This is a genomic window from Acinetobacter sp. Tol 5, assembly GCF_019702905.1.
Classification (GTDB): Bacteria; Pseudomonadota; Gammaproteobacteria; order Pseudomonadales; family Moraxellaceae; genus Acinetobacter; species Acinetobacter bereziniae.
This window is the reverse complement of record NZ_AP024708.1, coordinates 4,024,888-4,051,874: the sequence shown is the minus strand read 5'-3', so window position 1 is coordinate 4,051,874 and position 26,987 is coordinate 4,024,888. Positions and strand designations below refer to the sequence as shown.

19 protein-coding genes are annotated in these 26,987 nt (G+C 37.9%); 9 read left to right on the top strand and 10 right to left on the bottom strand.

The genetic code is table 11. The features are described 5' to 3' along the window. Window positions 1-803 precede the first annotated feature (803 nt). The 4 genes from TOL5_RS18715 (at window position 804) to TOL5_RS18700 (ending at window position 8,430) form a co-directional block, all read left to right on the top strand. Window positions 804-1,538, top strand: coding sequence for a Bax inhibitor-1/YccA family membrane protein (locus tag TOL5_RS18715; RefSeq protein WP_005033931.1), 735 nt, complete (start codon window positions 804-806; stop codon window positions 1,536-1,538). A gap of 158 nt (window positions 1,539-1,696) precedes the next feature. After that, window positions 1,697-2,500, top strand: a complete 804-nt coding sequence (locus TOL5_RS18710; protein WP_005033929.1) for an enoyl-ACP reductase FabI — start codon at window positions 1,697-1,699, stop codon at window positions 2,498-2,500. Window positions 2,501-2,673: 173 nt separating this feature from the next. Beyond that, complete coding sequence (locus TOL5_RS18705) at window positions 2,674-5,460, top strand: type VI secretion system Vgr family protein (protein ID WP_151780531.1); 2,787 nt, start codon at window positions 2,674-2,676, stop codon at window positions 5,458-5,460. 3 nt (window positions 5,461-5,463) lie between these two features. Continuing rightward, complete coding sequence (locus TOL5_RS18700; protein ID WP_151780530.1) at window positions 5,464-8,430, top strand: hypothetical protein; 2,967 nt, start codon at window positions 5,464-5,466, stop codon at window positions 8,428-8,430. A 127-nt stretch (window positions 8,431-8,557) separates the two neighbouring features. Here the strand turns inward: TOL5_RS18700 and TOL5_RS18695 are convergent, their stop codons facing one another. Both TOL5_RS18695 and TOL5_RS18690 read right to left on the bottom strand, forming a co-directional pair. Next, a complete protein-coding gene (locus TOL5_RS18695) occupies window positions 8,558-9,520 on the bottom strand; it encodes a formylglycine-generating enzyme family protein (RefSeq protein ID WP_049044658.1) in 963 nt (320 codons plus the stop codon). A 126-nt stretch (window positions 9,521-9,646) separates the two neighbouring features. Then, on the bottom strand, window positions 9,647-10,606 hold the full coding sequence (locus TOL5_RS18690) for an SUMF1/EgtB/PvdO family nonheme iron enzyme (RefSeq protein WP_221260730.1): 960 nt from the start codon (window positions 10,604-10,606) through the stop codon (window positions 9,647-9,649). Between the two features lie 164 nt (window positions 10,607-10,770). Here TOL5_RS18690 and TOL5_RS18685 point away from each other — a divergent pair, with 164 nt between their 5' ends. From TOL5_RS18685 to TOL5_RS18670, 4 genes are all read left to right on the top strand, one after another. Next, the gene (locus TOL5_RS18685; protein ID WP_009584364.1) at window positions 10,771-11,754 is read left to right on the top strand and encodes a hypothetical protein; all 984 of its coding nucleotides are present in this window, start codon (window positions 10,771-10,773) and stop codon (window positions 11,752-11,754) included. Window positions 11,755-11,830: 76 nt separating this feature from the next. After that, window positions 11,831-12,775 (top strand): DUF6708 domain-containing protein, encoded by a 945-nt coding sequence (locus tag TOL5_RS18680; RefSeq protein ID WP_151780529.1) that lies wholly within the window; start codon window positions 11,831-11,833, stop codon window positions 12,773-12,775. A gap of 25 nt (window positions 12,776-12,800) precedes the next feature. Further along, complete coding sequence (locus tag TOL5_RS18675; RefSeq protein WP_151780591.1) at window positions 12,801-13,790, top strand: hypothetical protein; 990 nt, start codon at window positions 12,801-12,803, stop codon at window positions 13,788-13,790. Window positions 13,791-13,882: 92 nt separating this feature from the next. Beyond that, entirely contained in the window at window positions 13,883-14,890 is a 1,008-nt protein-coding gene (locus tag TOL5_RS18670; protein ID WP_198114649.1) for a DUF6708 domain-containing protein, read from the top strand. A gap of 36 nt (window positions 14,891-14,926) precedes the next feature. Here the strand turns inward: TOL5_RS18670 and TOL5_RS18665 are convergent, their stop codons facing one another. From TOL5_RS18665 to TOL5_RS18630, 8 genes are all read right to left on the bottom strand, one after another. Continuing rightward, complete coding sequence (locus TOL5_RS18665) at window positions 14,927-16,330, bottom strand: efflux transporter outer membrane subunit (protein ID WP_151780527.1); 1,404 nt, start codon at window positions 16,328-16,330, stop codon at window positions 14,927-14,929. 22 nt (window positions 16,331-16,352) lie between these two features. Beyond that, complete coding sequence (locus TOL5_RS18660; RefSeq protein ID WP_009584406.1) at window positions 16,353-18,341, bottom strand: MacB family efflux pump subunit; 1,989 nt, start codon at window positions 18,339-18,341, stop codon at window positions 16,353-16,355. 2 nt (window positions 18,342-18,343) lie between these two features. After that, a complete protein-coding gene (locus TOL5_RS18655; protein ID WP_139420702.1) occupies window positions 18,344-19,702 on the bottom strand; it encodes a MacA family efflux pump subunit in 1,359 nt (452 codons plus the stop codon). A gap of 120 nt (window positions 19,703-19,822) precedes the next feature. Further along, on the bottom strand, window positions 19,823-20,815 hold the full coding sequence (gene holA / locus TOL5_RS18650) for a DNA polymerase III subunit delta (protein ID WP_151780526.1): 993 nt from the start codon (window positions 20,813-20,815) through the stop codon (window positions 19,823-19,825). A 4-nt stretch (window positions 20,816-20,819) separates the two neighbouring features. Beyond that, window positions 20,820-21,353 (bottom strand): LPS assembly lipoprotein LptE, encoded by a 534-nt coding sequence (gene lptE, locus TOL5_RS18645; RefSeq protein WP_004825039.1) that lies wholly within the window; start codon window positions 21,351-21,353, stop codon window positions 20,820-20,822. A 212-nt stretch (window positions 21,354-21,565) separates the two neighbouring features. Then, window positions 21,566-24,202, bottom strand: coding sequence for a leucine--tRNA ligase (gene leuS, locus TOL5_RS18640; RefSeq protein WP_198114648.1), 2,637 nt, complete (start codon window positions 24,200-24,202; stop codon window positions 21,566-21,568). A 121-nt stretch (window positions 24,203-24,323) separates the two neighbouring features. Continuing rightward, entirely contained in the window at window positions 24,324-24,710 is a 387-nt protein-coding gene (locus TOL5_RS18635) for a DUF4124 domain-containing protein (RefSeq protein WP_005033900.1), read from the bottom strand. A gap of 371 nt (window positions 24,711-25,081) precedes the next feature. Further along, window positions 25,082-25,633 (bottom strand): hypothetical protein, encoded by a 552-nt coding sequence (locus tag TOL5_RS18630; RefSeq protein WP_151780524.1) that lies wholly within the window; start codon window positions 25,631-25,633, stop codon window positions 25,082-25,084. A 51-nt stretch (window positions 25,634-25,684) separates the two neighbouring features. On the opposite strand from TOL5_RS18630, the gene TOL5_RS18625 reads away from it, so the two are divergent. Next, window positions 25,685-26,332: a TetR/AcrR family transcriptional regulator gene (locus tag TOL5_RS18625; protein ID WP_121774439.1), complete on the top strand. Its 648-nt coding sequence runs from the start codon at window positions 25,685-25,687 to the stop codon at window positions 26,330-26,332. Window positions 26,333-26,987: the final 655 nt, after the last annotated feature.

The window sequence follows — 26,987 nt, the reverse complement described above, 5'->3', positions numbered from 1 at the left end:
CAATGCTACGAACATTTTGTTGAATAATATAAAGCTTTTAATGCCCCCGCTTTATTGTTAAAGTTTAAATAGATTTGCGTAGGCGATGTTTTACTTTTCAGAGACGAAAAGATAGCAAAAATCTTTTTTCGGTCAAAGGGGATTTCCATATCGCCCTTGACCGACGGCGGCATCCATGCCGCCAACCGCGATAGCGACATCGTCTGACTATATTGGCTTGGTTTATTCAGTCAAGTTATACCTACATCGTTGATATAAAATTTCAATCTCAAGATCGCTCGTGTAAGTTACAGTCAATCTGTTGAAAAATTATACAGTAAAATATAATTTCAATAGATCAATAAAATCAATGCTACGAACATTTTGTTGAATAATATAAAGCTTTTAATGCCCCCGCTTTATTGTTAAAGTTTAAATAAGCTGAGTTTGATCTAAAAATCTTGATAAAACATGAGACTCGGAAAGGTTATCTGCAATATGTGAGGAGATCACATGGCTTTACTAAAATACGTTCAGTCACATCATGGATTGGGCTTTATCGAGTTTAAACTCATCTAATCATTTATTTATAACAAGTTTATTCATCTTTCAATTGTTAGATATAAACTGATATATAGGTATATATCAGATTGAAACAAGGGAATTTTTAATCTCTTTTTTACTATGAATTTTAATTTTTTAAGCTATACTGAAATCGATGTCTTCTGACAACTCGTTACAAAAAAGAGCAAGCAGTTCAAATTGTTTGCATAAAAAACGTTTTAATATCCTTTTATATTTGAATTATTACAAAGAGATTGACTATGCAAAGTAATAACCCAATTTTAACGCGTGCGGAAACGTATGCGGATTATGAACAGCCAATGACCATACAAGGCGCAATTCAAAAGTCTATTTTATTGACTGTGATTGCTGCGGTATTAGGTGTTGGAATTTTCTTTTATAGCTTTAGCACCATGAATGTAGGAATTGCATACGCTGCTACAATGGTTGGTGCAATTGGTGGTTTGATTTTAGGTTTAATTGCGACATTTAAACCGAATACAGCACGTGTGTTGGCGATTCCTTATGCATTCTTTGAAGGTGCATTTTTAGGTGGTGTTTCCGTCATCTTCCAATTGAAGTTCCCAGGTATTCCTTTACAAGCGCTTTTGGCAACTTTTGTCACAACTTTGGTGATGTTTGGTTTATATAAATTCCAAATTATCCGTGCAACTGAAAAATTTAAATCGGTTGTGATTTCAGCGTCCATCGCCATTGGTTTGGTGTTTGTGGTGCAATTCATCATGCGTTTGGCATTTGGTTCAAGCATTCCGTTCTTATTTGAAAGTAACCTGTTAGGTATTGGTTTTGCTGCATTTGTTGCAGTGATTGCTTCACTTAATTTGATCCTTGACTTTGATTTGATTGAATCTGCTGCTGCACAACGTGCGCCTAAATCATATGAATGGTTATGTGGTATTGCTTTATTGGCAACTTTGGTTTGGATGTACTATTCATTCCTACGTTTATTGAGCTTATTGCAAGGTGATGATTAATCATTACTGATCGAGCAAAATAGATTTGATAAAGACGCACTTTTTACAGTGCGTTTTTTTATATTTTTACTAAACTTTTAAAAAAAGATGCATTATGCAATTTAGTTCTGAGCCAAGACTTGGCATTATGCTTACAAAATTAATCAAGTGAGAATTTCATGGCACAAGGACTATTGGCAGGTAAACGCTTTTTAATCGCGGGTATTGCAAGTAAATTATCCATTGCATTTGGTATTGCTCAGGCATTACACCGTGAAGGTGCAGAACTCGCATTTACTTACCCAAATGATAAATTAAAAAAACGTGTGGATGAGTTTGCAGAACAATTTGGTTCAACGCTGGTTTTTCCTTGTGATGTTGCTGTAGATGCAGAAATTGACCATGCTTTTGCTGAACTGGCAAAACATTGGGATGGTTTGGATGGTGTTGTCCACTCTATCGGCTTTGCACCTGCGCATACGCTGGATGGTGATTTTACGGACGTAACTGACCGCGAAGGCTTTAAAATTGCACATGACATCAGTGCTTATAGCTTTGTGGCAATGGCACGTGCTGCGAAACCTTTATTGCTTGCTCGCCAAGGATGTTTACTGACTTTGACCTACCAAGGTTCTGAGTCTGTGATGCCAAACTACAACGTGATGGGTATGGCAAAAGCATCTTTAGAAGCAGGTGTACGTTACTTGGCTTCGAGTCTAGGTGCAGAAGGAATTCGTGTAAATGCGATTTCAGCAGGTCCAATCCGTACTCTAGCGGCATCAGGGATTAAGTCTTTCCGTAAGATGTTAGATGCCAATGAAAAAATAGCACCACTGAAACGCAATGTGACAATTGAAGATGTTGGTAATGCGGCATTGTTCTTATGTTCACCTTGGGCAAATGGTATTACAGGTGAAATCTTGTATGTCGATGCAGGTTTCAATACTGTGGGTATGAGCCAATCCATGATGGATAGCGAATAAAGTTAAGTATATTTAACTGACTGAATTCAAAACATAAACCTCAATATTAAAATATGAATATTGAGGTTTTTTTACAATTTCTTAAAAATTAACCGATCAATAAACTAGGATTCAATCGTTTTTTTTGATTAAATATAGATAAATATTAATATTATTTTAAGTTAGATAAGAAAATGAATTTTGCCAATATATTTTCGGCTTTAGAACAACTTGGATTAACCGCTCAAAAAAGAGCTTTGCACATTCAGTTTAGCAATCCTGATTTGACTGCCCAAGTGTTCTTGCAACGCATTGATGGACAACATGCCATCAATCAAGGCGTGTCTGTGGAACTGATCTGTCTTGCAACATCTGCAAATATTCCACTCAAACAATTTATCGGTTGCCAAGCTGCAATCGACCAAGTCACCGACCGAGGACAATTGTTCCGTACCACAGGCATCATTACCGAAGCTGCACAAGGACAAAGTGATGGCGCACTGACGGTCTATAAGCTCAAACTTGAGGATGCAACGTCACTGTGGCATAAACGCCGTAATAGTAGAGTTTTTCTGAATAAGTCGGTGATTCAAGTTGTTGAAATACTTCATAAAGAATGGCAACAAAGAAGTCCGCTGTTTGCTGCTAGTTTGAGTTTAGATAAAACTGGGCTGACCAAAGACTATGATATTCGACCACTCATTATGCAGAATAATGAACGAGATATAGATCTTATTCAAAGGCTTCTAGCATCGGAAGGTGTGACGAGTTTAATTGATGAAGCACAGCTTAAAGTCTCTCATTTTAATGAACCCATCCAGCCTCAAAAGCTTCGATTGATTGATGACAATACTCAATACGAAAGTTTAGAACGACGCACGATCCGCTTTCATCGAAGTTCGGCTATAGAGACTAGCGATTCGATTATCAATTTTACAGGACAACGCTCCCTTCAACCGACATCGGTACATATCCACCGTTGGCAAGCCGATATTCTTGAAACCGAAGAAGGTGCAGGCAATGTACAAAGCAAATATCAGCACAGTGACCAGTACGATAACGCCAGTCTTGGCTTAGAACAAGTATGGCACTTTAGCCCTGCATGGATTCCTGATCTGAATGGGGAAGATGGTGCAACGCCATCGGGCAACAGTCAGATCGAACGCTTTAACCAAAACCTCAGCAACTACTACGATGCCCAAGCCAAACAATTCACGGCAATATCGACGGTACGAGATGCGCAGGTTGGTTATCACTTTGAGCTTGACCAACATCCAAGTCTAGAGCTAAAAGATTCTGCCGATCAGCAGTTCTTGATCATCTCCAAAAACTTTTATAACCAAAATAATTTACCCAAAGACTTGAGCCATCAAGTCGAAACTTTGTTAAAACAAAGTGATTGGCAACGCCCCCATCTCACCGTAAACAACAACGAAGAACGCCAAGCGAATCAGTTGGTGCTACAACGACGTAATATTACGGTTGTTCCTGAATATAATCCCTTAACTCAAAGACCCGCAGTCCATCCAATGCGAGCGAGAGTGGTTGGTCCAAGTGGAGAAGAAATCCATGTGGATGAATGGGGACGCATCAAGGTTCGCTTCCTCTTTACCCGCAATGAAGACCACAGTCATGATGGTGGCGCAGGCGCGAATAACAATGATACTGACTCAGCTTGGGTTGATGTCTTGACCCCATGGGCAGGCGAAGGTTATGGAGCTCGCTTCCTACCGAGGATTGGGGAGATTGTTGTCATCGACTTCTTTGATGGCAACATTGACAGACCATTTGTGGTGGGTCGAATTCATGAAGCGCAACGCAGCCCGAGCAAGTTTGATGACAAAGGCAAGTTGCCCGATACCAAGAAATTGGCAGGGATCAAAAGTAAGGAATATCAGGGTAGTGGCTATAACCAACTGAGATTTGACGATACCACCAACCAGATCAGCAGTCAGTTACACAGCAGTCATGGTGCAACTCAACTCAATCTTGGAAACCTCAGTCATCCAAAAGAGACAGATAGCAGCGAAGGGCGAGGAGAAGGCTTTGAGCTAAGAACGGATCAATGGGGTGCGGTACGTGCAGGTCAAGGCTTACTGCTGAGTACCCATGCACAAGATGGCGCATCAGGTAATCATCTAGATACAACCGAAGCCAAAAGTCAGCTAGAAAGTAGCCTGAACAATGCCAAAGCCTTAAGTGAAGTTGCCAAGAACCAACAGACTGATCCTTTAGAGGTCTTAGAACGAATCAAAGGGTTTATCAATACACTGGCTCAACAAGATCCGAAAAAAGCGGATGCATTTAAGTCCGCAGTAATGATGCTGGCTTCACCAAATTCAATTGCACTATCAAGCAATGAAGACATCCACCTCTCTGCGGATGGGCAAATCAGTCATAGTGCAGGCGGAAGCATTAATCTAAGCACACAAAAATCCTTGGTGGGACATGCCAGTTCAAAGATCAGCCTATTTGCAGCACAGGAAGGTGCAAGACTTTATGCTGGCAAGGGGAAAGTAGAGATTCAAGCACAGGGTGATGGTGCTGATTTGATTGCACGCAAAGGCATTCAAATCATTTCCACAGAAGATACGATTTATATTATCAGTCCGAAAGAAATCAAGCTGATTGGTGATGGCTCGGAAGTGAAGCTCAATGGTTCAGGTGTATTTGCAACGACTGGTGGATTATTTGAAGTGAAATCTGGGCAGCAGAAGTTTACTAGTGGTGCAAAGGTTGAAATGAAATCTCGTGAATTCAAAGAAACGCCTTGTTATTTAACCTATGAAGCTAAAGACTTACTTGGAAATCCATTAGCGAATAAAAAGTATTTAATGATACTGCAGAATGGTGATGTTATTCAGGGTGTTACGGATAGTCAGGGTAAAACACAAAAAGTAACAACACCATCTCCTGAAAATATCTCTATTTATATAGAAGATGAAAATATTAATAGCTATAATTTAAAAATAAAGGAATAGATTGTGGAAAATTTTTTATTAAAAAATAATCAAAATGGCGATATTTTTAAAGCAAATATACAGCCAAAAAATAATAAACTCATTTTGGTTGTAAAAGATAATGTAGGTAATGTGCTTTCTGGAATAAACTATAAATTAATAGTTAAAAATTTAAGTACAATTGGTCCAAATGTACTACTACAGGACTCCTTTTCAACCAATAGCAAAGGAGAAACGAGAGCAGTATATTTTGATGCTTATTTGACTGCGGAAGTTACTATTTGGCTTGATAGTAAGAAGCCCATAACTAAAGATGATAAAAATGGTGTTTATAGAATAAAATCGGAAAGTTATAGTTATATCAGTACGAGACCAGTTTTTAATAAATCTGGTGATTTAAAAGTAAACAAGAAAGAGACGATTGTTGTAGAAAAACGAATTGATGTTTTACAGAAAGCTTTTATTTTGTATCAGGTTTTTATGAGAGTAGGAGGGCAAATAAAGTATTTTCCTAAAGGTGGTTATCGAATATTTAATGAAAAAAATGAAAGATTGGATGCCTCATCAAAACAAATTAAATCCAGTGTATTGAATGAAAAATCAATATCAAATCTGTTATATACGGATCATAAAACTTATATTGAATTTGATTTGAATGGAATTAAATTTAAATCTCCATTAATGGTACCACTAGTGACTTCAACTAAAGGGAATTTTCATCCTTTTGAAATTAAGCTAAGTAGCACGACTACAAATCCTAAAGAAACTTATACAGCGAGTTTAGGTGCTAAAACAACATTACCGATAATTATTGTACCAAAAACCAATGAAATTTATATTTTACCGATGGATGTTTTTAAGCCGTTCGATAAGTTAACTAAAGATTTTGAGAAATCTATATCTTCAATTTATAAAAATAAAAAAGATTTAGAGTTACAACTTGAAGCAAGAAATCCAACTGACATAAAAAAAATTGAAGAAAGACTGGGTATCGCAAAAAAGGACGCCCTAGACAAAATTAATGGAGAGTTTAAAAACAGTGCAGAAATCCAAGAAGTACTTGTGATTGAAGCAAGTGGAAACTCAAATGGTAATCCAAATATCTTAAGAAGATATGCCAATAAACGTAGAATCGAAGAATTAAGAACTCAACGAATAAATAAAAGCACAACTAAAATCAAGATAACCAGTGATACAAGTACAAATGCTAGAGAAGGGACAGAGGAAATAAACACATCGAATCCTCGAGAGTTTAATGATAGTTTAAAAAAATTTATAAATGGTGTAGGTGTTGAATTAGCAAGTTACAAATCAAAATCAGCGGATGAAAAAAGCATTCGAGATTTGTATTTACCAGTGTTGGGACGTGTGGGAGGAGAGTATTCTAACCAATACAATATGATGAGTGAAAATGATGAACTCACAGTAGATGCGCAGTGGATGAGATTTGTAGGTACAAATGGTACAGAGGCTACGCTTAACTTGTCTAAGGAACATTTACATGGTAAAGCTGAAGCAAAGGCGGCTGCAAAATTTGTATTATTTGAGGGACGAGCAAATTGGGACTTTTTTTGGCCATCTAAATACGGTTGGAGTATTGTTTTTGATGGTGGCGATCCCATTGCGACAATTCGAGTTGTTGCTGGTGCCGCATTACAAGGATTTGCAGGTGCAAATCTAGCAATTGCAGGTCAAACGAGTGTCGCGATTGGTAACGTTGCAGGCTATCAAAAACTACAAGCAATTTCACATGATCCTAAAAAGTCGATGAAAGATGCAGTGGATGCAGTAAAAGGCTTAAAAGTAGAAGTCAAAAGTAATGAAGATATACCTCCTGATGTGCTAAATAAAGCTCAAGTAGAAGTAAAAGCCTTTGCTGGCGCCCAATTAGCGCTTACTCCAAAAGTTGAATTGCAGTGGTTTAATGCGAATGGAAACCCTCGTGAATCAAGTGGAGAGCCTAAGTTTGAAACATTAGCAAAAGCAGCCGTTACTGCTGGCGTGAGTGGTGGTGCAGGAGCAGAATTTAATTTTTATATGTACATTCACACGAATGGTTCGATCAGGATCAAGTTGGCTGCCCATTTGTGTTATGGGATTGGGGCAAAAGGCGCGGTTGATTTGGAGGTAAATCCTAAAGATTTAGTATCTTTAATGCTGTTTATCAAAAAGAATTTACTGAAAATGGGCTTTATGCATTTGGCTTATATTGCTACTGATTTATTTGAGCAATTATCACAACTTTTTGCGATGCTTGCCGCAAATAATGATTATACAATTTTAAAAAAATATTCTACCCAGTTAAATAATATATCAGATTTTCTCGGTGATGTAAGCCAAGACTTTAGAAAATGGACAGCAACAATTAAATCTGAAGAAGCCAAATTGGCATGCGCTCAAAATATAAATAATAATTTACAGTCATTGATCGGTTTAACACCCAACTCCAAAGGGATCTTGGTATATTCTCTATGTCATTGGAATACTCGTTGGGCACATTATGATGATTTCCCAGCTATAGATTGGGATGGGATTCATTATTTGGATCAACGAAAAACAGCTATTGTTAATATTTTTAAATCAACACTGCATGTAAATGAATGGCGAAATATTATAGAAAGAGTCAATCAGCAAGGTAAAAAAAGTACTGGAAATACAAAAAACCTTGAAAGACATATTATTAATTTTTTAGCCAGTGGTTTAAACTTGGTGCGGTTTCAAATAGAAAATATTGTTTTGGCTCTAAATAACAATACCAAATATACAGGACCTACCAATAAATGGATTAAAGACTTTATAGAAGCAAGAACAAGTTTGGAAGGAATTAAGACATGGCCTTTACCACAAATTGCTTATAATCAGGATGACAGTATTTTTAAACAAGTCAAAATTATGCAGGGATATGATGAAAATAATGAAATTCTATATTTGGCGAGTGCTAACGATAAACCATTATTCTCAGAACCTGATAACGATACATATTTAACGTAAAATATTAAGGATCTTAGGGCATAATAAATATTTCCTAAGATCCGTTTTATGGTTAAAAATGAAATTTAAAATTTCACTGAATAAAAAATATGAGCTTAGACTTTAAACTAATGGGGTCATAGGTATTCTATTTTTGTATAGGCGTTGGACTATTGGCAGCACATCGGACTGAAGTAGTGTAATAGCGAGAAAAATCCTTTCCTTTTAAGCCAGGTTCTTTAAACATTCTTGAAAAAGTAAAGCCAAAAGCAGTCCGAATCATATATTCATCTTTTGCATTTGTACTTCTAAGGACCTTAGCCGTACCTGTTTCAGGTCCTTTGGGATTTTTTTCAGGTGATTTAGAATAATAGTCAGGTGCATACCAGTCAGCGACCCATTCTAAGTTTTCATTGATTAAGTCGTAAAAACCTAATGGAGTAGGCTGATGAGCGCCAAGTTGAGTGATGAGTATTATCGAGTTCTCTGCAACAGTTTCTGTGAATGCTTGTTGTTGTTCATAACTATTAAAGTTTTTACCATATTCTACTTTACCATTATCGGTGGGATAAACCACTTGTTGGCCGCGGTTACGAGCAGCATATTCCCACTGCGCTTCGGTTGGTAAGTCCATAGGTACATTTAATTGTTTGCCTAACCATTGGCAGTAATCACGCGCTTGATACCAATTGAGTCCAGCGGCAGCATCTTTATATCGTAAATCTTGCAAATCTGGATCATTCATAACTTTAGGCTTCCCTGTTGCTGCACTATAAGTATCTAAGTCTTCATAACTGGACTTATAGGCATTTAGGCTATAACTATCTAAAGTGACTTTATGTAAAGGTTTACTATGAGCATCACCATCAAAAGGTAATTTTCCTTTATTGACGAGTTCACCGAAGTCACCCATCATAAACGTACCACCTTGTACAAAAATCATATTCTTTTTGGTTTTCTCCACCAATTTTTTAATTCTTTGTTGTAACTCAAGATCGTTTTTTTCATTGGTCTTTTGAGCTGTTGAGTTGCTATGCGTCTCATTGGTGGTTTTTGCACAAGCAGATAAGGCTAAAGTGGAGAGTAAAATAGCAATTATATTGTGTTTCATCATTTTTAAATAAGACTATCAATATTTTAGTTTTTATCCTAACTGATAATCTGTACAATATAAAGTTTGATTCTGTTAAAAAATATAAAGGTTAAAGGGGTTTGGCGTTTGTATAATAATAATTAATTAAAATAAAGGTTTAGGACTATTAGCAACACATCTCACTGAGGTCCTATAATAATCTTCAAAGTCATGACCTTTTAAATCGGGTTCTTTAAACATTCTTGAAAAAGTAAAGCCAAAAGCAGTTCGAATCATATATTCATCCCTGGTATTGGTACTTCTAAGGACTTTAGCTGTACCTGTTTCAGGTCCCTTAGGATTTTTTTCTGATGATTTAGAATAATAATCAGGTGCATACCAGTCAGCAACCCATTCTAAGTTTTCATTGATTAAGTCGTAAAAACCTAATGGAGTAGGTTGGTACGCACCTAATTGAGAAACTAAAATGATGGCATCCCCTGAAACCTTACGCGAGAAATCTTTTTGTTGTTGATAACTATTAAAGTTTTTACCATATTCTAGTTTACCATTATCGGTGGGATAGACCACTTGTTGACCGCGGTTACGAGCAGCATATTCCCATTGTGCTTCAGTTGGTAAGTCCATAGGTACATTTAATTGTTTGCCTAACCATTGGCAGTAATCACGGGCTTGATACCAATTGAGTCCAGCGGCAGCATCTTTATATCTCTTATCAATGATATCTGGATCATCCATAACTTTAGGCTGTCCTGTTGCTGCACTATAAGTGTCTAAGTCTTCATAACTGGACTTATAGGCATTTAGGCTATAACTATCTAAAGTGACTTTATGTAAAGGTTTACTATGAGCATCGCCATCAAAAGGTAATTTTCCTTTATTGACGAGTTCACCGAAGTCACCCATCATAAACGTACCACCTTGTACAAAAATCATATTCTTTTTGGTTTTCTCCACCAATGTTTTAATTCTTTGTTGTAACTCAAGATCGTTTTTTTCATTGGTCTTTTGAGCTGTTGAATTGCTATGCGTCTCATTGGTGGTTTTTGCACAAGCAGATAAGGCTAAAGTGGAGAGTAAAATAGCAATTATATTGTGTTTCATCATTTTTAAATAAGACTATCAATATTTTAGTTTTTATCCTAACTGATAATTGGCATGTTATAAAGAAGACTTATTAAAAACTGAATTGAGTCTTTAAATGCTTATATTTTAATGATATTAGCGTTGTTGAGTAACTTGGATTGTACTAAATAAATAGGTTTAAAATGAAAAATCCATGGTATTTCGTTCCTCGTACAAAAGTTGGAGAGCGTGTAAAGAAATATCAGCTTTTTAAAATTGATACTTTTGAACTGAAACGAGTGATCAATCATAATTTTTCGGTTGTGCAGATGAATTCTTCATTTATAGAGTTTATTAATAAAGAATATATTTGGATTGGGAAGTCATTTATCTATTCTTTTCTAATCGGCATTCCTGTGCTTGTAATGAGTATTTTCTTCATATATATGATTTTTTTTGATTATGGTGAAATAGATTACATTATGTGGTTTGGGGCAATATCTATTTTTATTGCAAGCTTATACATTCTTATAACGATGCTTCACCCCCTGATAAGTAAGGAACTTTTTAAGCCTTTATACAATTCGATAATGCTAAATAGGAAGAACAAAGTAGTAACTTTTCATGAAAATAACGAATTTCTGCGATTACAATTAAGTGATCTTTATTTTGATATTGTTCAATCACAAGGTATCGTTGGACTACCTTTGTATGAGTTACATGCCTATATACTTGATGGTGAAGTGATAAAACATGATATACAGTTAGGCATACCGAATATCCATAAAGACTATATAGAAGGCTTTTTATTATTTATCAAAACTTATGTAGAGCAGGGACCTGAACCCTTGTACTACAGAGAAGGGATAGACGACCCTGAGCAAGATTATAAAAGTAAATTAACCTATTGCTATGATATTCAAGAGAAAAAAGAATCCTTGAAGCAAAGTTGGCAAACCGTGTTTATCAATCATTTTCAGACACCACTCTATGCGCTTATTTTTGCTGTACCTGAATTTGTAAGGTTCTTTGGACGACGAATCACCGTTGTTTTTTCAAAGCCATTTTATTGGAGTGAAGCACTAAAAAAGGAGCATGTTGTAGATGAAAATGATCCCTATAGTGTGACAGCAAAAGACAATTTAAAGTTTGGTTTTTTTAGTGTGAAAGAGAAGCAACATGAATAATCAGACTTCATACACATTGTGTTTAACGTTTACTGGAGATGGGGAGGCAGCCTAAGTCTCGGCTGACGCTATAAAAATGAATATAAAAGAAAAAAACTACTATTTTGGTTATGATGAATTTAAGAAAAATATTCCTATAGATGTAGCGGATATAGAAAACGTTTTAACGTTGCAAGATCGACATGATTTAAATCATAACTGGTCTTTTTTAAGAATGAATCATGATTATATTGAATTGATTGACCAATATTATGCAAGATTAGGGAAAAGTTTCAGTATTTTTTTTATTTTTTCTCCTATCATATTTTTATTATTCTCAATTCTTTATATTGATGTTTTTTATATTTCTTTCTTGATTTTCGTAATTGTTTTTTTTTGTTTTTATCCAATTTTTAAATATGATAAAGGAAGACCCATTTGCCGACCAATTATTTTTAATCGCAACACTCAAAAAGTGTATTTCTATATCAATGGACAAGAATATTTAGAAAAGCATTGGTTAGATGTAACTTATGCTTTAGGAACATCGCAAGGCTTAGGAGGAATGCCAATTTATGAACTTCGAGCGCATATCATTGAAGATGGTATTTTAAAAGATACATTCTTGATCGGTTTTCCTAAAATAGGCAATGGTGCATCACTGGGGTTATGGAGCTTTATTTGTCATTATATGCAACATGGTATGGACGAACTAAAACCGCATCCACATCCTATGTATGGAACAATTGATCCTTTGAAACAATTAACCTTTTGTCAACGTATGGTGGGTTCAAAAGAAAGTATTCAAGATACATGGAGATCTTTTAGATGTGTGTATTTCAATAATCCATTACCGAGCTATTTTGCATTTCCATTTGACCTTTGTAATTTGATTGCAAGACGAATTTTCTTAAGAATTAAACCTCTACCAGTGTGGCATTCAGATGTGGTTAAAGCCAATGAAATGGATAAAATTCGAGAAGAAGAAATCACTTATCGTGATAATTATGAGTTTAAAGAATTTGAAATAAAGGATAAATGAATTTTATTGGGGAGTGGTCTTTTTGTTGAAAAATCCATGGTATTTCGATCCTCGTACACAAGTTGGAAAACGTGTAAAGAAGTATCAGCTTTTTAAACTTGATACTTTTGAACTGAAACGAGTGATCAATCATAATTTTTCAGTTGTTCAGATGAACTCTAACTTTATTGAATTCACTAATAAAAATTATGCTTGGAAGGGAAAGATCGTAACAATTTTTCTCCTTGTCGCACTTCCTATTTTAACTTTAACTATTTATCTCAGCATATTTTTTTTAAAAGATGGTGTAGAGGATGAGGTATTTGTCATATACACCAGTGCAATAATTGTAATATTCAGTGCTCTTTATATATTTATTACGATGTTCCTTTCTTTTTTTAAATTCGATTTTTTAAAGCCCCTTTATTTTCCTGTCTTAATCAATAGACAAAAAAAGACCATGACCATATGTTCCGATGAGAACAACGCTACTCAGTTTTTATTAGATGATTTGTATTTTGATATTGTTCAATCACAAGGTGTCGTTGGGCTACCATTGTATGAGTTACATGCCTATATCCTTGACGGTGAAGTGATAAAACATGATATACAGCTGGGTACACCGAATATTCATAAAGACTATATAGAAGGCTTTTTATTATTTATCAAAACTTATGTAGAACAGGGACCTGAACCGTTGTACTACAGAAAGGGGATAGACGACCCTGAGCAAGATTATAAAAGTAAATTAACCTATTGTTATGATATTCAAGAGAAAAAAGAATCCTTGAAGCAAAGTTGGCAAACCGTGTTTATCAATCATTTTCAGACACCACTCTATGCACTTATTTTTGCTGTACCTGAATTTTTACGTTTCTTTGGGCGACGAATTACAGTTGTTTTTTCTAAGCCATTTTATTGGAGTGAAACGCTGAAAAAGGAGCATGTTGTAGATGAAAATGATCCCTATAGTGTGACAGCAAAAGACAATTTGAAATTTGGTTTTTTTAGTGTGAAAGAGAAGCAGCATGAATAATGAAGCTTTATACATATTCAGTTTAAAACTAAAGATAGCAGATAAAGCACGAGAAGGTGATTTTATCTTAAACCATATTGAATAGGTCAAATATGCTTAATGGTACATTACAATATCCAGTGTATAACAATGCTAGGTACCTAACACCTAAAGAAAAGCAAAATATTCTTTCGAAGAAAATAGCTTATAAATCAAGTGTGTTTCATGGCTATCACTTTGTAAAAATGAACTCTACCTATATGGAATGTGTAAATAACAGCTTCTTTTTAAAAGGTAATTCCTATTTTAATTTGCTTGGAGTTCTTTTTATAGCAGTTCCAGTTATTTTGATTGTTTGGCTCATATTTTTTTATATAACAGTAATTCGTGATGCTGAAAGTTTACTCGGCTTCATCGTCGTTTTTTCTCCAATGCATATTTTATTTTCTTTTATTTTTTATGTTTTTTACAAAGGTTATCAAAATTTTAAAAAGTATGAAAAATTAGGCTATAACTATTATCCAATCCGCTTCAATAGAAAAAATCAAAAAGTCTATGTTTATGATGTCAGTGGTCAAATCTTTTCAGAGAATTGGGAGAAGATTGACTTTATTTTAAATCATCGACTGGGAGGCTACGAGGGCACTTTTTGGGAGATCAAGGGGTTTATCAAGGATAACAATGGCTTGATTACTTACACCTTTGCTTTTGCACTGAGTAAGCATAAAAAGCAAGAAACGCTAGAAATATGGCAGTTTATTAAAGAGTATATGAATAACGGACCTGAAAAGCTTTATTTTAATAAACATACAGTAGAAACGAGTCCTCGTTTAGTACCTGAGAAATTAAGCTATTGTTTAAATATTGAAGCACAGCCTGAGTCTTTAGAAGCCAGTAAGGAAATTGTTGCATTAGATTATCAAAGTGAAATTCGATCATTCTACTCAAGGGCAATGATTAAAATTTTAGGTGCAACGCGCAATAAATTTATTCGTGCTGATAAACAACCGAAATGGTCTCAACAAGTTGAAAATGAATGTCAGGTTGATGCTAAAGACCCCTATGTTGTTGATGCTTCGACAACATACCAACTCGATACTTTTGGAAAAATAATCAAATAAAAAAGCCCCGAAGGACTTTCTTATCTCAATAAGTTTTTATGGCATCTGCTGAATCGGACTACCACCTAAAGCTTGCATCAACGTCACATAAGCGTTGTACTGGCTTTGTTTGGTTTGTACCAAAGCCAAACGAGCGCTACGTGTTGTTTCCTGGGCATCCAAAAGATTTTTTAAAGCAATCGCACCATTACGATAACGAATATCAGTCAAACGTTCAGTTTTTTCCGCAAGTTCAAGATTCTTTTGTTGTAGTGCAACTTGTTTATCTAATTCAGTTCGATTCGATAACGCATTTTCCGTGTCTGCAAAAGCTTGATATAGGGTATTGCGGTATTGAACGATGGCTTTTTCATAGTCCAATTCACTGATTTTTAAATTCTTTTGCATATCGTTATATTGTAAAAACGGTAAGCTTAGACTTGCACCTAAAGTAAGCGCAGGATTTTTCAGTAAATTGGTCAGAGAGGTGCTGGTCGAACCTAGATTTCCAGTCAAGCTAATAGATGGATAATAACTTGCTTTGGTCGCATCTTTGGTGGCTAAAGACTCACGTAAACGTAATTCAGCAGCCCTCAAATCTGGACGACGTGACAAAATATCTGCGGGCAAGCCTGCCGCAATTTCAGGTAAACGAATCCGTGGCAACTGTTGAGGTTCTTGAATATTCAACTGTTGTACTGGAATCTGCAATAACACAGCCAAAGCAGTACGTGCTTCAACACGCTGTTGTTCAATCTGACTTAAACTTGCTTTTTGGCTTTGTACAGACTGCTCAGCTTGGGTTAAATCCAGCCCTGAAACAGCACCTGCACGGTATTGGGTGCGCACCAATTCATAGGTTTTTTGGGTAGAGGCTAAGCTTTGTTGTGCAGAGCTATAGCGTTCATTTAAGTAACCCAATTGCCAGTATAAGTTTGCAGTTGTACCAATTAAGGTTTGCCCAGTCGCTTGCAAGTCTTGTTCAGTGGCTAAAGACTCCCATTTAGAGGCTTCAGTCTGACGCGCCAATTTACCAAATAAATCGACTTCATAACTTACGCCAGCACTGAGTGATAGACCTTTGGCAGCATCATCGCCCGAGTTGAGATCAAAGCTATGTCCAGTTGAAACATTTGAATTGACACGTGGTCCTTGTTGATCACGTGCTAACCCAGCTCTTAATCGTGCAGTTTGTAAATTAATCCCTGCGACAGCCAAATCAGCATTTCGTTCAATCACTTGATTGACCAATTGATTAAGTTGCTTATCGCCAAATAAAGTCCACCATTGGTCTGCATAAAGATCAGCTTGAACTTGTTGAGATTTTGCTTTGCCATAAGCAAAACCATTGGGGATTTGTACCGCAGGTGCTTCATACGGGGTTTTTACCACAGCAGCACATCCCACCAGTGAGCTTCCAAGAATCAAGGCTGTTGCAAGTTTGCTTAAATTCATTTGCATTAATATTTTCCTTATTCTTCGGTTATTCACGTGAAAGTGCATCGACAGGATTCAACTGCGCGGCATTTCGTGCTGGGATAAATCCAAACACCACACCAATCAAAGTTGAACATACAAATGCTGCGATGATCGAAGTACTTGAATACGCCATTTGGAAACTGCCTTTGGCAATATGTCCGATCAACTGTCCAATACCTAATGAAAGTAAGACACCTAATATTCCGCCTAAAATACACACCAAAATCGCTTCAATCAGAAACTGTTGTAGAATATCGCTTTGTCGTGCACCCACCGCCATACGGACCCCAATTTCCTGAGTACGTTCAGTCACGGAAACCAGCATAATATTCATTACGCCGATTCCACCCACCACAAGCGAAATCACTGCAATTGCAGACACCAATAAGGTCATGGTTTGGGTGGTTTGTTCAATAGTTTGACGGATACTGTCAGAGTTTTGTGTAAAGACATCTTGTGCACCGTGGCGCTGTTCTAACAAGCTTAAAATGGCATTTTCAGCCACAGCGGTCGGGTAGGTGTCTTTGACACGAACAATGATGCTACGTACATTAGACTGCCCTAACATGCGACTCATCACGGTTGAGTAAGGGAGATAGACATTTAGGCTATCAGAACTCATAAAGCCTTGTTGTGCATCAATGACTCCGATGATTCGACTCGGAACACTGCCCAATAAAATCACTTGTCCTAACGGGTCAGTGCCATCAGCAAAGAATGTCTTTTTGGTGTTCGAGTCAATCACGACATCCTGCGCACGTTGAGTCACACTTTGTTTGTCAAAAGGTTGACCTGCGACAAACTCTAAACCTCTTACAGTGAAGAAGTCTGCACTTACACCATTTACGGTGGCTGCTGCTTCGGTATCTTTAAATCGCGCTGTAACGCTACTGTTCACTGTTGGGCTAACTGCTTCTACATAGGGCTGTTCAGATAGTGCATCAGCATCTGCGGGCACAAGGGTTTTAAATTGAGCTGTCTTTGAGTTGTCACCAAAGCCTCGACCCTGAAAGACCGTAATAGTATTGGTACCTAAACTGCTGATGTTTTCCAAAATTTGTTTTTGTGAGCCATTTCCGAGTGCAACGACAGACACCACGGATGCAATCCCGATAATGATCCCCAACATGGTCAGGAAAGTACGCATACGATGTGCATTCATTGCGAGCAAAGCCATACGGAAAGCTTCGGCAAAACGATCTAGTGCTGAACGCCAACGAGATGATTTTTTTCGACTGGATTTGGGCTCTGCATCTGCAACAACCTCAATCACATCGTCATGTTCTGGAACATTAGGCTTATCTGCAATAATATTCCCGTCACTGATTTCAATAATACGTGTCGCATTTTTTGCGACATTCATATCATGTGTAACCAAAATGATGGTATGACCTTTGGCATTTAGCTCGCGCAAGATGCGCATCACTTCAATACCGCTATTTTTATCCAATGCGCCTGTTGGCTCATCGGCAAGAATAACATCACCACCATTCATCAAGGCACGGGCAATCGAAACACGCTGTTGCTGACCGCCTGAAAGTTGATTTGGACGGTTTTCAGTTTTTTCACCAAGTCCAAGATCAGTCAGGATTTCATGCGAGCGCTTTTGACGAACGGTGGGGTCCATACCTGCATAAATTGCAGGGACTTCGACGTTTCCAGCAGCATTCAAATCACCCAATAAGTGATAGCGCTGGAAGATAAAGCCAAAATACTCACGACGTAACTGAGCCAGCTCATCAGGTTCAAGTTTACGGGTTTCACGCCCATTTACCTGATAGCTTCCCGATGTTGGCTGATCCAGACAACCCAAAATATTCATCAAGGTCGATTTACCAGAACCAGACTGACCAACGATGGCAACCAACTCACCCGGATAAATCTTTAAATTAATACTTTTTAAAATCTGAATAGTGGATTCACCCGCAGGGAACTCACGTATCAGATTACTAACCTCGAGTAGAGGTTTGATCTGATGATTGTTCTGATCCATGCTTAGAGTCTCATTGGGCCATTTCTGTTGCTACGTTTTGCAGAATCATTCGACGTGTCTGAACCATCGGCGAGAATCACTTGATCACCTTCATTTAAGCCACGTAACACTTCTGCTGTAACACGGTTATTTAAACCAATTAATACTTGTTTACGTTTGGCACTGCCATCAGCCTGTAAAACACGAACGATTGCAACGGATGCTTTACCTTGATCTAGCAAAGCTTTCTCATCTGCGGTTAACTCAAGACGCTCTGGGCGATCAGCTGCATTTTGTCCCTCTTTATGGGTTTGACCTTGAGCAGAAGAAGCAGGGCGATTTGAATTTGCAGCAGATTGACCATTTGATTTATTGGCGCGTTGTGGGCGATTTGAAGCTTGAAGTGCAGCTGCAGGAACAGTCAAAGCATTTTTAGCTTCCGCTAAAATAATATAAACCTGAGCTGTCATATCAATACGCAACTTGCCATCATCATTTGGCACATCGAAGAGCGCATTATAATAAATCGCAGTGCTTGATGACGATGATGAAGAATTGCTGGTTGTTTCTGTATTGATTGATTCAGGTGCAGGCTCTACTTGACGTAGTGTTGCATAACGTTTTTTCTCACTGTCTCCCAGTGTTGTGAAATAAACTTTTTGACCTTCCTGAACTTTCATGACATCAGCTTCTGATACTTGGGCTTTGATGGTCATGGTGTCAAGTTTAGCAAGCTTCACAATCGTTGGAGCGCTTTGATTCGCGTTAACGGTTTGACCTTCTTCAGTCACAATTGCAACCACAGTACCATCCATCGGCGCAACAATACGGGTATAGCCTAAGTTTTCTTGTGAGGTTGCCAGTGTCAGTTTAGATTGTTCAATTTGCGCATTCATCGATGCAATATCGGCTTGTGCTGTCTTAAACGCAGCCAACGCACTGTCGTAATCAGCCTTAGATGTCGCATCTTGTGCATACATATTCTTCTGACGATTATATTCAGCTTCAGCCTTGGCTAAAGTGGCTTGTTTTGTGGTCAATTGTGCCTGTTGGTTTTTAATACTTGCTTCTGCTGTTTTTAAATCGTTGGTTTGTCGTACAGAATCAATTTGTGCGATCAATTGTCCTTGTTTGACTTGATCTCCCAGCTTTACATACATTTTTTTGACCTGACCAGAAACCTGTGCACCCACACTGACCATTTTGGTTGCTTCCAAGTCGCCTGTTGCAAGTACAGAATCTTCAATATCTCCACGGGTTACTTCAGCAGTAATATACTGAGGCTGTGTATTTTTTGGTTTTAATGTGTACCATGCGATTGCTGCGACGATCGCTACACAGGCCGCTATAAAAATGGCTTTGGCTGGTTTTATTTTTGGCATAGCAATAATGAGACTGAGAGAAAAATTGATCAAATTATAATGATGAATTAAGGATAAAGCGTGAATTTTTTATAATAAATAGAAATGAGAATTATTCTAGTTGATCTTTATGCTTAAAAATTAAGCATTGATAAATAAAGACTTTCCACACAACTCTGCAATACATTGTTGAATGATATGTTCGGGTTTTTCTTGACTAAGCCCTTTAATTGCCGCATCAATGCGTAATAAAAGTGTCGACCATGTTAAAAACGATTGTGGATTTAAACGTCTAAGTGCTTGTTGGTACAAAGAAATTTTTGTTTTCCAAATGCCAAGTTGTAAAGCATTTTGTGGCTGTTCATACAATTGCATCAAAAGACGCATTTCTTTACTAATGGTCCATAAAATTAAACTATCAGGTTCTCCAGACTCCAAAAGATATTGGAAAATCTTAATGGCTAAAGCTAAATTTCCAGCGATCAATGCATCGCTTAAATCAAAAGTGCTGTAGCGGGATTGATCTTGTAAGCATTGTTGTAAATGGTCGATTTCAATCTGTTTTTGATCGGGGAATGTATCTGCAACACGCATTAAACTGTTTTTAGCAGCCAATAAATTGTGTTCATGATGTTGTTCAAGCCATACCCATGCATCTTGATTGAGTTGAATACCAAGTTGTTCTGCTTCAATTACCAAGATGCGCTGACGGTCTTGTGGGTAATTCGCCGTCAATGCAACAACTACACCGTTGGCTTCAACCGTTTGGAAGAAAGCAGATTTTAAACTACTTGAATCCTGCTTTGGCATCACGATTACAAGTAAATTGTGTTCGTTATGTTGAATATATTGTTTGAGTTGTTTTAATCCATTGGCATCTGGCTTGATATTGCCATGCACTTCAAGTGCGAGATGTTGTGAAAATAAAGACAGGCTGTTTAAAGCATTAAAAACATTTTTCCAGTCTGAAACACTATTTAAATCATGACGCTGTCTTTCAATTTCATGCTTTGCCCAGCTTTTTCTTAATGCATCAAGCAAATTTTGCTCTAACAGTGGCTCTTGACCATGTAAAATCCAAACACCGCGCGCTTCATCAACACGTTTAAGGGCTTGTAAATAGTCAAGTTTCATAAGTTTATTGTGCTACTGGTTGGGTGGTAATATTTCTAGCTTTCGGTAAGCGGTTGGCTGCAATTTGACGAGACATTTGTTGAGCGATGTCATCAATCAAAATTTGGCTTAAATATTTATATTGTTGGTCATCGGTATTGACTGTCGCAACATCATATTGATAACTACGAGAGGCAGTCAATGTACGAGGTTCTGTAATTGGATTTCCTTGTTTGTCCTCAATCTGGAAAGTTACAGTGAGACGCAGTAAGGTTTCAACCAATTTACCATTGAGCTCATGGCGTACAGGTTTGTAACTGAGTACACGTAACACATAGGCATCATTCGCATTACTGAGTTGGACACCCGTTGCAGTCAAATAAACACTGAGTTTTTTCTCAAGATCTTCTGTATTTTCAGGTAGAACCAACTGTAATTTGGTATAAACCAAAGGCGTTGCTTGAGTATTGGTTCCCTTTAAATGAAAGCCACAACCGACTAAGCCCGCACTCAGACCCAAAGTTAATACAACTGCTGCAACACGTTGAACCAAATGCATGCTTTGTCCTCATGATATTTCATTAAAATATGAAATATTTAATCTTGATAAATTGACCACATTTTAGAATCAAAGCCCGTTGAATGACAACGGGCTTTGTTTGGGTTTTGTTTATCGCATTAAGTCCCCCTCTTTTTAAAGAGGGGTTAGGGGAGATTTTTTCATAAAATCCCTCCAAACCTCTCTTTTAGAAAGGGAGGCTTAAAAGCTTTTTAAACCACCAAATTCACTAATTTATTCGGCACAACAATTTCTTTCTTGGTTGGACCCGTCAAGAACTGTTGAACTTCTGGAAGTGCTTTCGCTAAGGTCAATAACTCATCTTTTGATGCATCTACAGACACTTCTAACTTACCACGAAGCTTACCATTTACCTGAACCACAATAGTTTGTGTATTACGAGTGAGTGCTGACTCATCCACAGTCGGGAACAAGACCGAAGTCAAGTCAACATTAAACTCAGCCAATAAAGTTTGACTTAAGTGTGGTGCAAAAGGTGCAAGCAAGGTCAATAGGGTAATAATCGCTTCACGTTCAACAGCGACATCATTGTCATCTTTTGCTTCAAACTTATTGCTGGCATTGAGTAATTCCATCAATGCTGCAATGGCTGTATTGAATGCATGACGACGTTCAATATCATCACCTACCTTTTGAATGGTTTCGTGAGTTTTACGACGTAAATCTTGTGCTTCTGTTGAAAGTTTAGCTGCATCAATCGCAGTTGCAGTATTGCCTTTTTCAAGGAACCCAGCTACCAAACGCCAAACACGTTTTAAGAAACGGTTTGCCCCTTCAACACCTGCATCCGACCATTCCAATGATTGATCAGGTGGCGCAGCAAACATCATAAATACGCGGGCAGTATCTGCGCCGTATTGGTCAATAATTGCTTGTGGATCGATGCCGTTATTTTTTGACTTCGACATTTTTTCTTGCCCACCAATGACAACTTCTTGTCCATCGCCATTATATTTAGCAGAAAGTATGCGACCTTTTTCGTCTTTTTCTAACTCAATATCCGCAGGGTTGAACCAGGTTTTTTTACCACTTTCAGCTTCACGGTAGAATGTGTCCGCCAAGACCATGCCTTGAGTGAGTAAGTTGGTGAATGGTTCGTTGCCTTGAACCACACCTTCATCACGCATTAACTTATGGAAGAAACGTGCATAAAGAAGATGAAGAATGGCATGTTCTACACCGCCAATATACTGGTTCACTGGCAACCATGACTGTGCAGCTTCAGGTTTTACCATACCACCAGTAAAATCAGGAGAAGCATAACGCGCATAGTACCAAGAGGATTCAACGAATGTATCCAAAGTATCCGTTTCACGACGGGCATCACCACCACAGCTTGGACATTTTGTTTGATAGAATTCAGGCATTTTATTTAAGGGATTACCTGAACCATCTGGTACCACATCTGTCGGAAGAACAACAGGGAGTTGGTCTTCAGGAACAGTGACTTGACCACACTTGTCACAGTTAATCATTGGAATTGGGCAACCCCAGTAACGTTGACGAGAAACACCCCAATCACGTAAACGGAATTGAACTTTAGAACTTGCCAATGATTGTGGTTCTAATTTTGTAAGGAAAGCGTCAAAAGCGGCTTGGAATGTTAAGCCATCAAATTCGCCAGAATTAACCAATTTACCTTCTTTAGAACCGTACCACTCTTGCCACGCTGATGCAGAATATTCGGCATCATCTGCACCTTTGGCATCGATGACTTGTTTAATTGGCAAATTAAATTTATTGGCAAACTCAAAGTCACGTTCATCGTGCGCAGGAACAGCCATGACTGCACCTGAGCCGTAGGACATCAATACATAGTTGGCAATCCAGACTGGAATTTCTTCACCAGTCACAGGATGCTTCACCGATAAGCCTGTTGCCATGCCTTTCTTTTCAGCGGTTGCCAAGTCTGCTTCTGCCACTGAACCCATGCGACATTCTTCAATAAATGCAGCAAGTTCAGGCTGTCCAGCTTCTGATTGGATCGCGGCAGCTTTCAACGCCATTGGATGTTCAGCTGCAACTGCAACATAGGTTACACCCATGAGCGTGTCAGCACGTGTGGTATAAACCGTCAAACCATCGGCATAAACTTCTGGGTTCGCAGACGGGAAGGTGATGTCCATACCCGTTGAACGACCAATCCAGTTACGCTGCATGGTCAATACTTGTTGTGGCCAACCGTCTTTTAGTGTGTCGAGATCATCTAAGAGTTCTTGCGCATAGTCTGTGATGCGGAAGTAGTACATTGGAATATCACGCTTTTCTACCAATGCACCTGAGCGCCAGCCACGACCGTTTTCAACTTGCTCATTGGCAAGAACAGTCTGGTCAACTGGATCCCAGTTTACTGTAGAGAGTTTGCGATAAATCAGTCCTTTTTTATACAGTTGGACAAATAACCATTGTTCCCAGTGATAATATTCTGGTGTACATGTTGCAAATTCACGGTCCCAATCAACAGACAAACCAAGTTTTTTCAATTGGTCGCGCATATATGCGATGTTTTCAAACGTCCATTTTGCAGGCGCAACTTGATGTGCAATTGCTGCATTTTCAGCAGGCAAACCAAAAGCATCCCAACCCATAGGTTGCAGGACAGTTTCACCCTTGAGACGGTGAAAACGACTAATCACATCGCCAATCGTATAGTTCCGCACATGACCCATATGCAGTTTGCCACTTGGATAAGGGAACATCGAGAGGATATAACGACGTGGACCTTCTACAGTGTCGGCAACTTTAAACGATTTACGATCTTCCCAGTCTTTCTGGACTTGAGGTTCAATCGCACTAGCTTGATATTCAGGATCAATATGAGTAGTCATAAACGTATTTTGAGAACAATGGTTAAAAAACTGTGTTGCACAGCATAGCGCAAAATACACCTAAAAGTGAATTTTGCGCGTTTTTAAATATGAAAAACTTGCAATTTTGTTCTTAATTGAACTAGCGAAGCGTTGAATCGCTATTGGTATTATTTTGTGGAATCACTGTAGGTTGTTGTAGCTGTGGTGGATTCACGACAGGAACATTATTTACAGGTTGTCCATTTTGAGGAGCATTTTGCTGCGTATTGGATGGATTGTTTTGTGGGGCTGTCTGTTGGGCTGTAGGTTGGTTGGTCGGTGAAGGCGTTCCACGATAACCATAAGTGTCGACTTTAGTTTTATTGCGTGCATTTTTAGGTGGTGGCGTCGTGGTGTAATGGGTAGAGCCGTTACTGTCGACCCACTTATAATACTGTTTTGCATGACTGGTTGCAGCAGTCACAGACAACAAAGCAAAAATGGTCGATACAAAAACTGTGTGTGTAAAGCGTTGGTGTTGTTTCATGGTGCAGAACCTTTGCGTCAATTTTTATGCAGACTAAAGCTAGAAATAGTTATAGCGTCTAATATACAATGGATTGTTTTAGCTTGATCTGGATATTTTTTAAATTGTATTTATTTTATACAAAAATATAAGTTTTAAAATAATTCTTTTGCAATTTTATTGGGTTATATCTGTGTTCTCTTATACGGAAACACGAGGTTTAGTGTTGGGTGCCATAGAATATCGTCCTCACCCAACACTAAATTTTTATTTCTCTTTTGAATAAAAGCCATGGTTTTTTATCATTAAAATCATTGTATATCATCTTGATATTCAATAAATGTGATCTTGACTGAAACTATATTTTGCTATCGTCATCTTTTAATTTCTATTCATGGCAGAGTTGTTTTAACTTGGACCGTTGCTATTACTGGTTTTCCGTCTATCAGAACAGGTTGGTGTTGATCATTGGCGAGCAATACACCTATTGTATGTTCTCCAGCAGGTTCAGTGCAGGCGCCAAAGTTGGCTTTGATAAGTGGACCTCCAAAATCACTGTTCATACTGTTATACGAACGGTTGGGTAAATTACAGCTATCACCTTTCGGATCAATCTTCATATGAATATGACCACAATGTGAATCATTGCCACACTGCCCCGCAGGTAACAATTTGAAATTACTACTTACGATGACTCCGATCGCACGCTCAGAGTCATTGCCTAAAGGGATTACTGAGTGAGGAATAGGCCATACAATCTGTAATTTGGCAGATTCAACTTGAGGTGTTGTTGGTTTGGGTTGCGCCATTGCTGGATTGATTGACCCAACGTATAGTGCGAGTGAATAAAAAAGAGTGGACGTAGAGAGTAATGTTTTAAAAAAATACATAGGCTTACCGTTGTTTTTGTTGAGTTGGAATTTTAATGTAATCGGTGCATACATTGTGAAAATAGCATATCGTATAACCGCAACGAATTGCAATAGAGGAGAGTTATGACTCAATCGTCTTCAGATAAGTCAGCTGTATCAAATACACGTACTACTTATCATCATGGTCACTTACGTGAAGCTTTAATTGAAGCTGCAGTACAATTGATTGATGAACAAGGGGTGGAGAAACTGAGTGTACGTGAGACCGCTAAACGTGCAGGTGTGTCTCCAGCTGCACCTTTTCGTCATTTTGCAACTCGTACTGCATTACTTACAGCTGTAGCTGAACAGGCAACAGAGCGCTTAGAGCTAGAAGTGCAACAAATGATGCACGCAGTAGAGGAGCAACCGCCATTGGTACGTTTCGCCACTATTGGTCGGAGCTATCTAAAGTGGGCGGCAACTTACCCTGTACACTTTCGTATTATCAGTGATCGTTCACTCATCGATTATGAGAGTTCCGACAAGTTAATATCCAGCAATACGAACATTCGTCATTTGATGCAACAATTGTTAAGAGATGCGTTTGGTGAGCAGATGGATGAACATAATCAGGCATTGGCAATCATAACAGCTCGTGCATTGGTGTATGGTTTAGCAAGAATGATGGTGGATGGTCATTTCCCAGAATGGGGGATAGCACAACAAACAACAGAACAGACAGTGGAGGAAATATTAGATTTTTTTGTCAAACATTTGTCTGAAATGTAATCATAACGTGAATTTGATGCAATTAAATCTTCAACTTATTGAAAAATAATAAATCTATGTGGGGTTTTGCTGGATTTTTATCCGATTTTGGATCAGCCTGCGGCTCGCCATACTTGTTTTGGCATGAGGAGCGAAGCTCCGTAAGCGCAACCATCAATATAGTTTCATTTCTCTTGATCAATAAAATGAAGGCGATCAATAGATTGTTTGATAATCTAAAGCTTGCACTGCCACGCTTTAGTGCTAAAGTTTAAATTCTTTTGCGTAGGCGATGCCTCACTTTTCAGAGATGAAAAGTGACAAAAATCTTTCGTTGAGCGAGGGGTATATCCTCATACCCCCGCTCAACATGGCGACATCCATGTCGCCTCACGATAGCAAGACCATCGATGATTCAAAAAGTACAAAATAAATGAATCATCCAAATCACTTGTATGAATAATCAGGCGGTTTGACTGTATCATCTTTCATCAAGGATTTTTATCGAACTCAGGTTAATCATATTATTTAGCGATATATCAAAAACGTTATTGATCGGAATGTAATAAATACTTTAAGTGAAGTTTTACAGTATTTTGATCATTATCATTTTGGCTAGAAAAAAATAGTGTACCTGAATGAATTTTTATATCAATTTTACAAAACCATCGTTATT

Bases quoted from the DNA above. Each gene is read 5' to 3' on its own strand.
- TOL5_RS18715 (WP_005033931.1), top strand. From the start codon at position 804: ATGCAAAGTAATAACCCAATTTTAACGCGTGCGGAAACGTATGCGGAT.
- TOL5_RS18710 (WP_005033929.1), top strand. From the start codon at position 1,697: ATGGCACAAGGACTATTGGCAGGTAAACGCTTTTTAATCGCGGGTATT.
- TOL5_RS18705 (WP_151780531.1), top strand. From the start codon at position 2,674: ATGAATTTTGCCAATATATTTTCGGCTTTAGAACAACTTGGATTAACC.
- TOL5_RS18695 (WP_049044658.1), bottom strand. From the start codon at position 9,520: ATGAAACACAATATAATTGCTATTTTACTCTCCACTTTAGCCTTATCT.
- TOL5_RS18690 (WP_221260730.1), bottom strand. From the start codon at position 10,606: ATGAAACACAATATAATTGCTATTTTACTCTCCACTTTAGCCTTATCT.
- TOL5_RS18685 (WP_009584364.1), top strand. From the start codon at position 10,771: ATGAAAAATCCATGGTATTTCGTTCCTCGTACAAAAGTTGGAGAGCGT.
- TOL5_RS18680 (WP_151780529.1), top strand. From the start codon at position 11,831: ATGAATATAAAAGAAAAAAACTACTATTTTGGTTATGATGAATTTAAG.
- TOL5_RS18670 (WP_198114649.1), top strand. From the start codon at position 13,883: ATGCTTAATGGTACATTACAATATCCAGTGTATAACAATGCTAGGTAC.
- TOL5_RS18665 (WP_151780527.1), bottom strand. From the start codon at position 16,330: ATGCAAATGAATTTAAGCAAACTTGCAACAGCCTTGATTCTTGGAAGC.
- TOL5_RS18660 (WP_009584406.1), bottom strand. From the start codon at position 18,341: ATGGATCAGAACAATCATCAGATCAAACCTCTACTCGAGGTTAGTAAT.
- TOL5_RS18655 (WP_139420702.1), bottom strand. From the start codon at position 19,702: ATGCCAAAAATAAAACCAGCCAAAGCCATTTTTATAGCGGCCTGTGTA.
- holA (WP_151780526.1), bottom strand. From the start codon at position 20,815: ATGAAACTTGACTATTTACAAGCCCTTAAACGTGTTGATGAAGCGCGC.
- lptE (WP_004825039.1), bottom strand. From the start codon at position 21,353: ATGCATTTGGTTCAACGTGTTGCAGCAGTTGTATTAACTTTGGGTCTG.
- leuS (WP_198114648.1), bottom strand. From the start codon at position 24,202: ATGACTACTCATATTGATCCTGAATATCAAGCTAGTGCGATTGAACCT.
- TOL5_RS18635 (WP_005033900.1), bottom strand. From the start codon at position 24,710: ATGAAACAACACCAACGCTTTACACACACAGTTTTTGTATCGACCATT.
- TOL5_RS18630 (WP_151780524.1), bottom strand. From the start codon at position 25,633: ATGTATGCACCGATTACATTAAAATTCCAACTCAACAAAAACAACGGT.
- TOL5_RS18625 (WP_121774439.1), top strand. From the start codon at position 25,685: ATGACTCAATCGTCTTCAGATAAGTCAGCTGTATCAAATACACGTACT.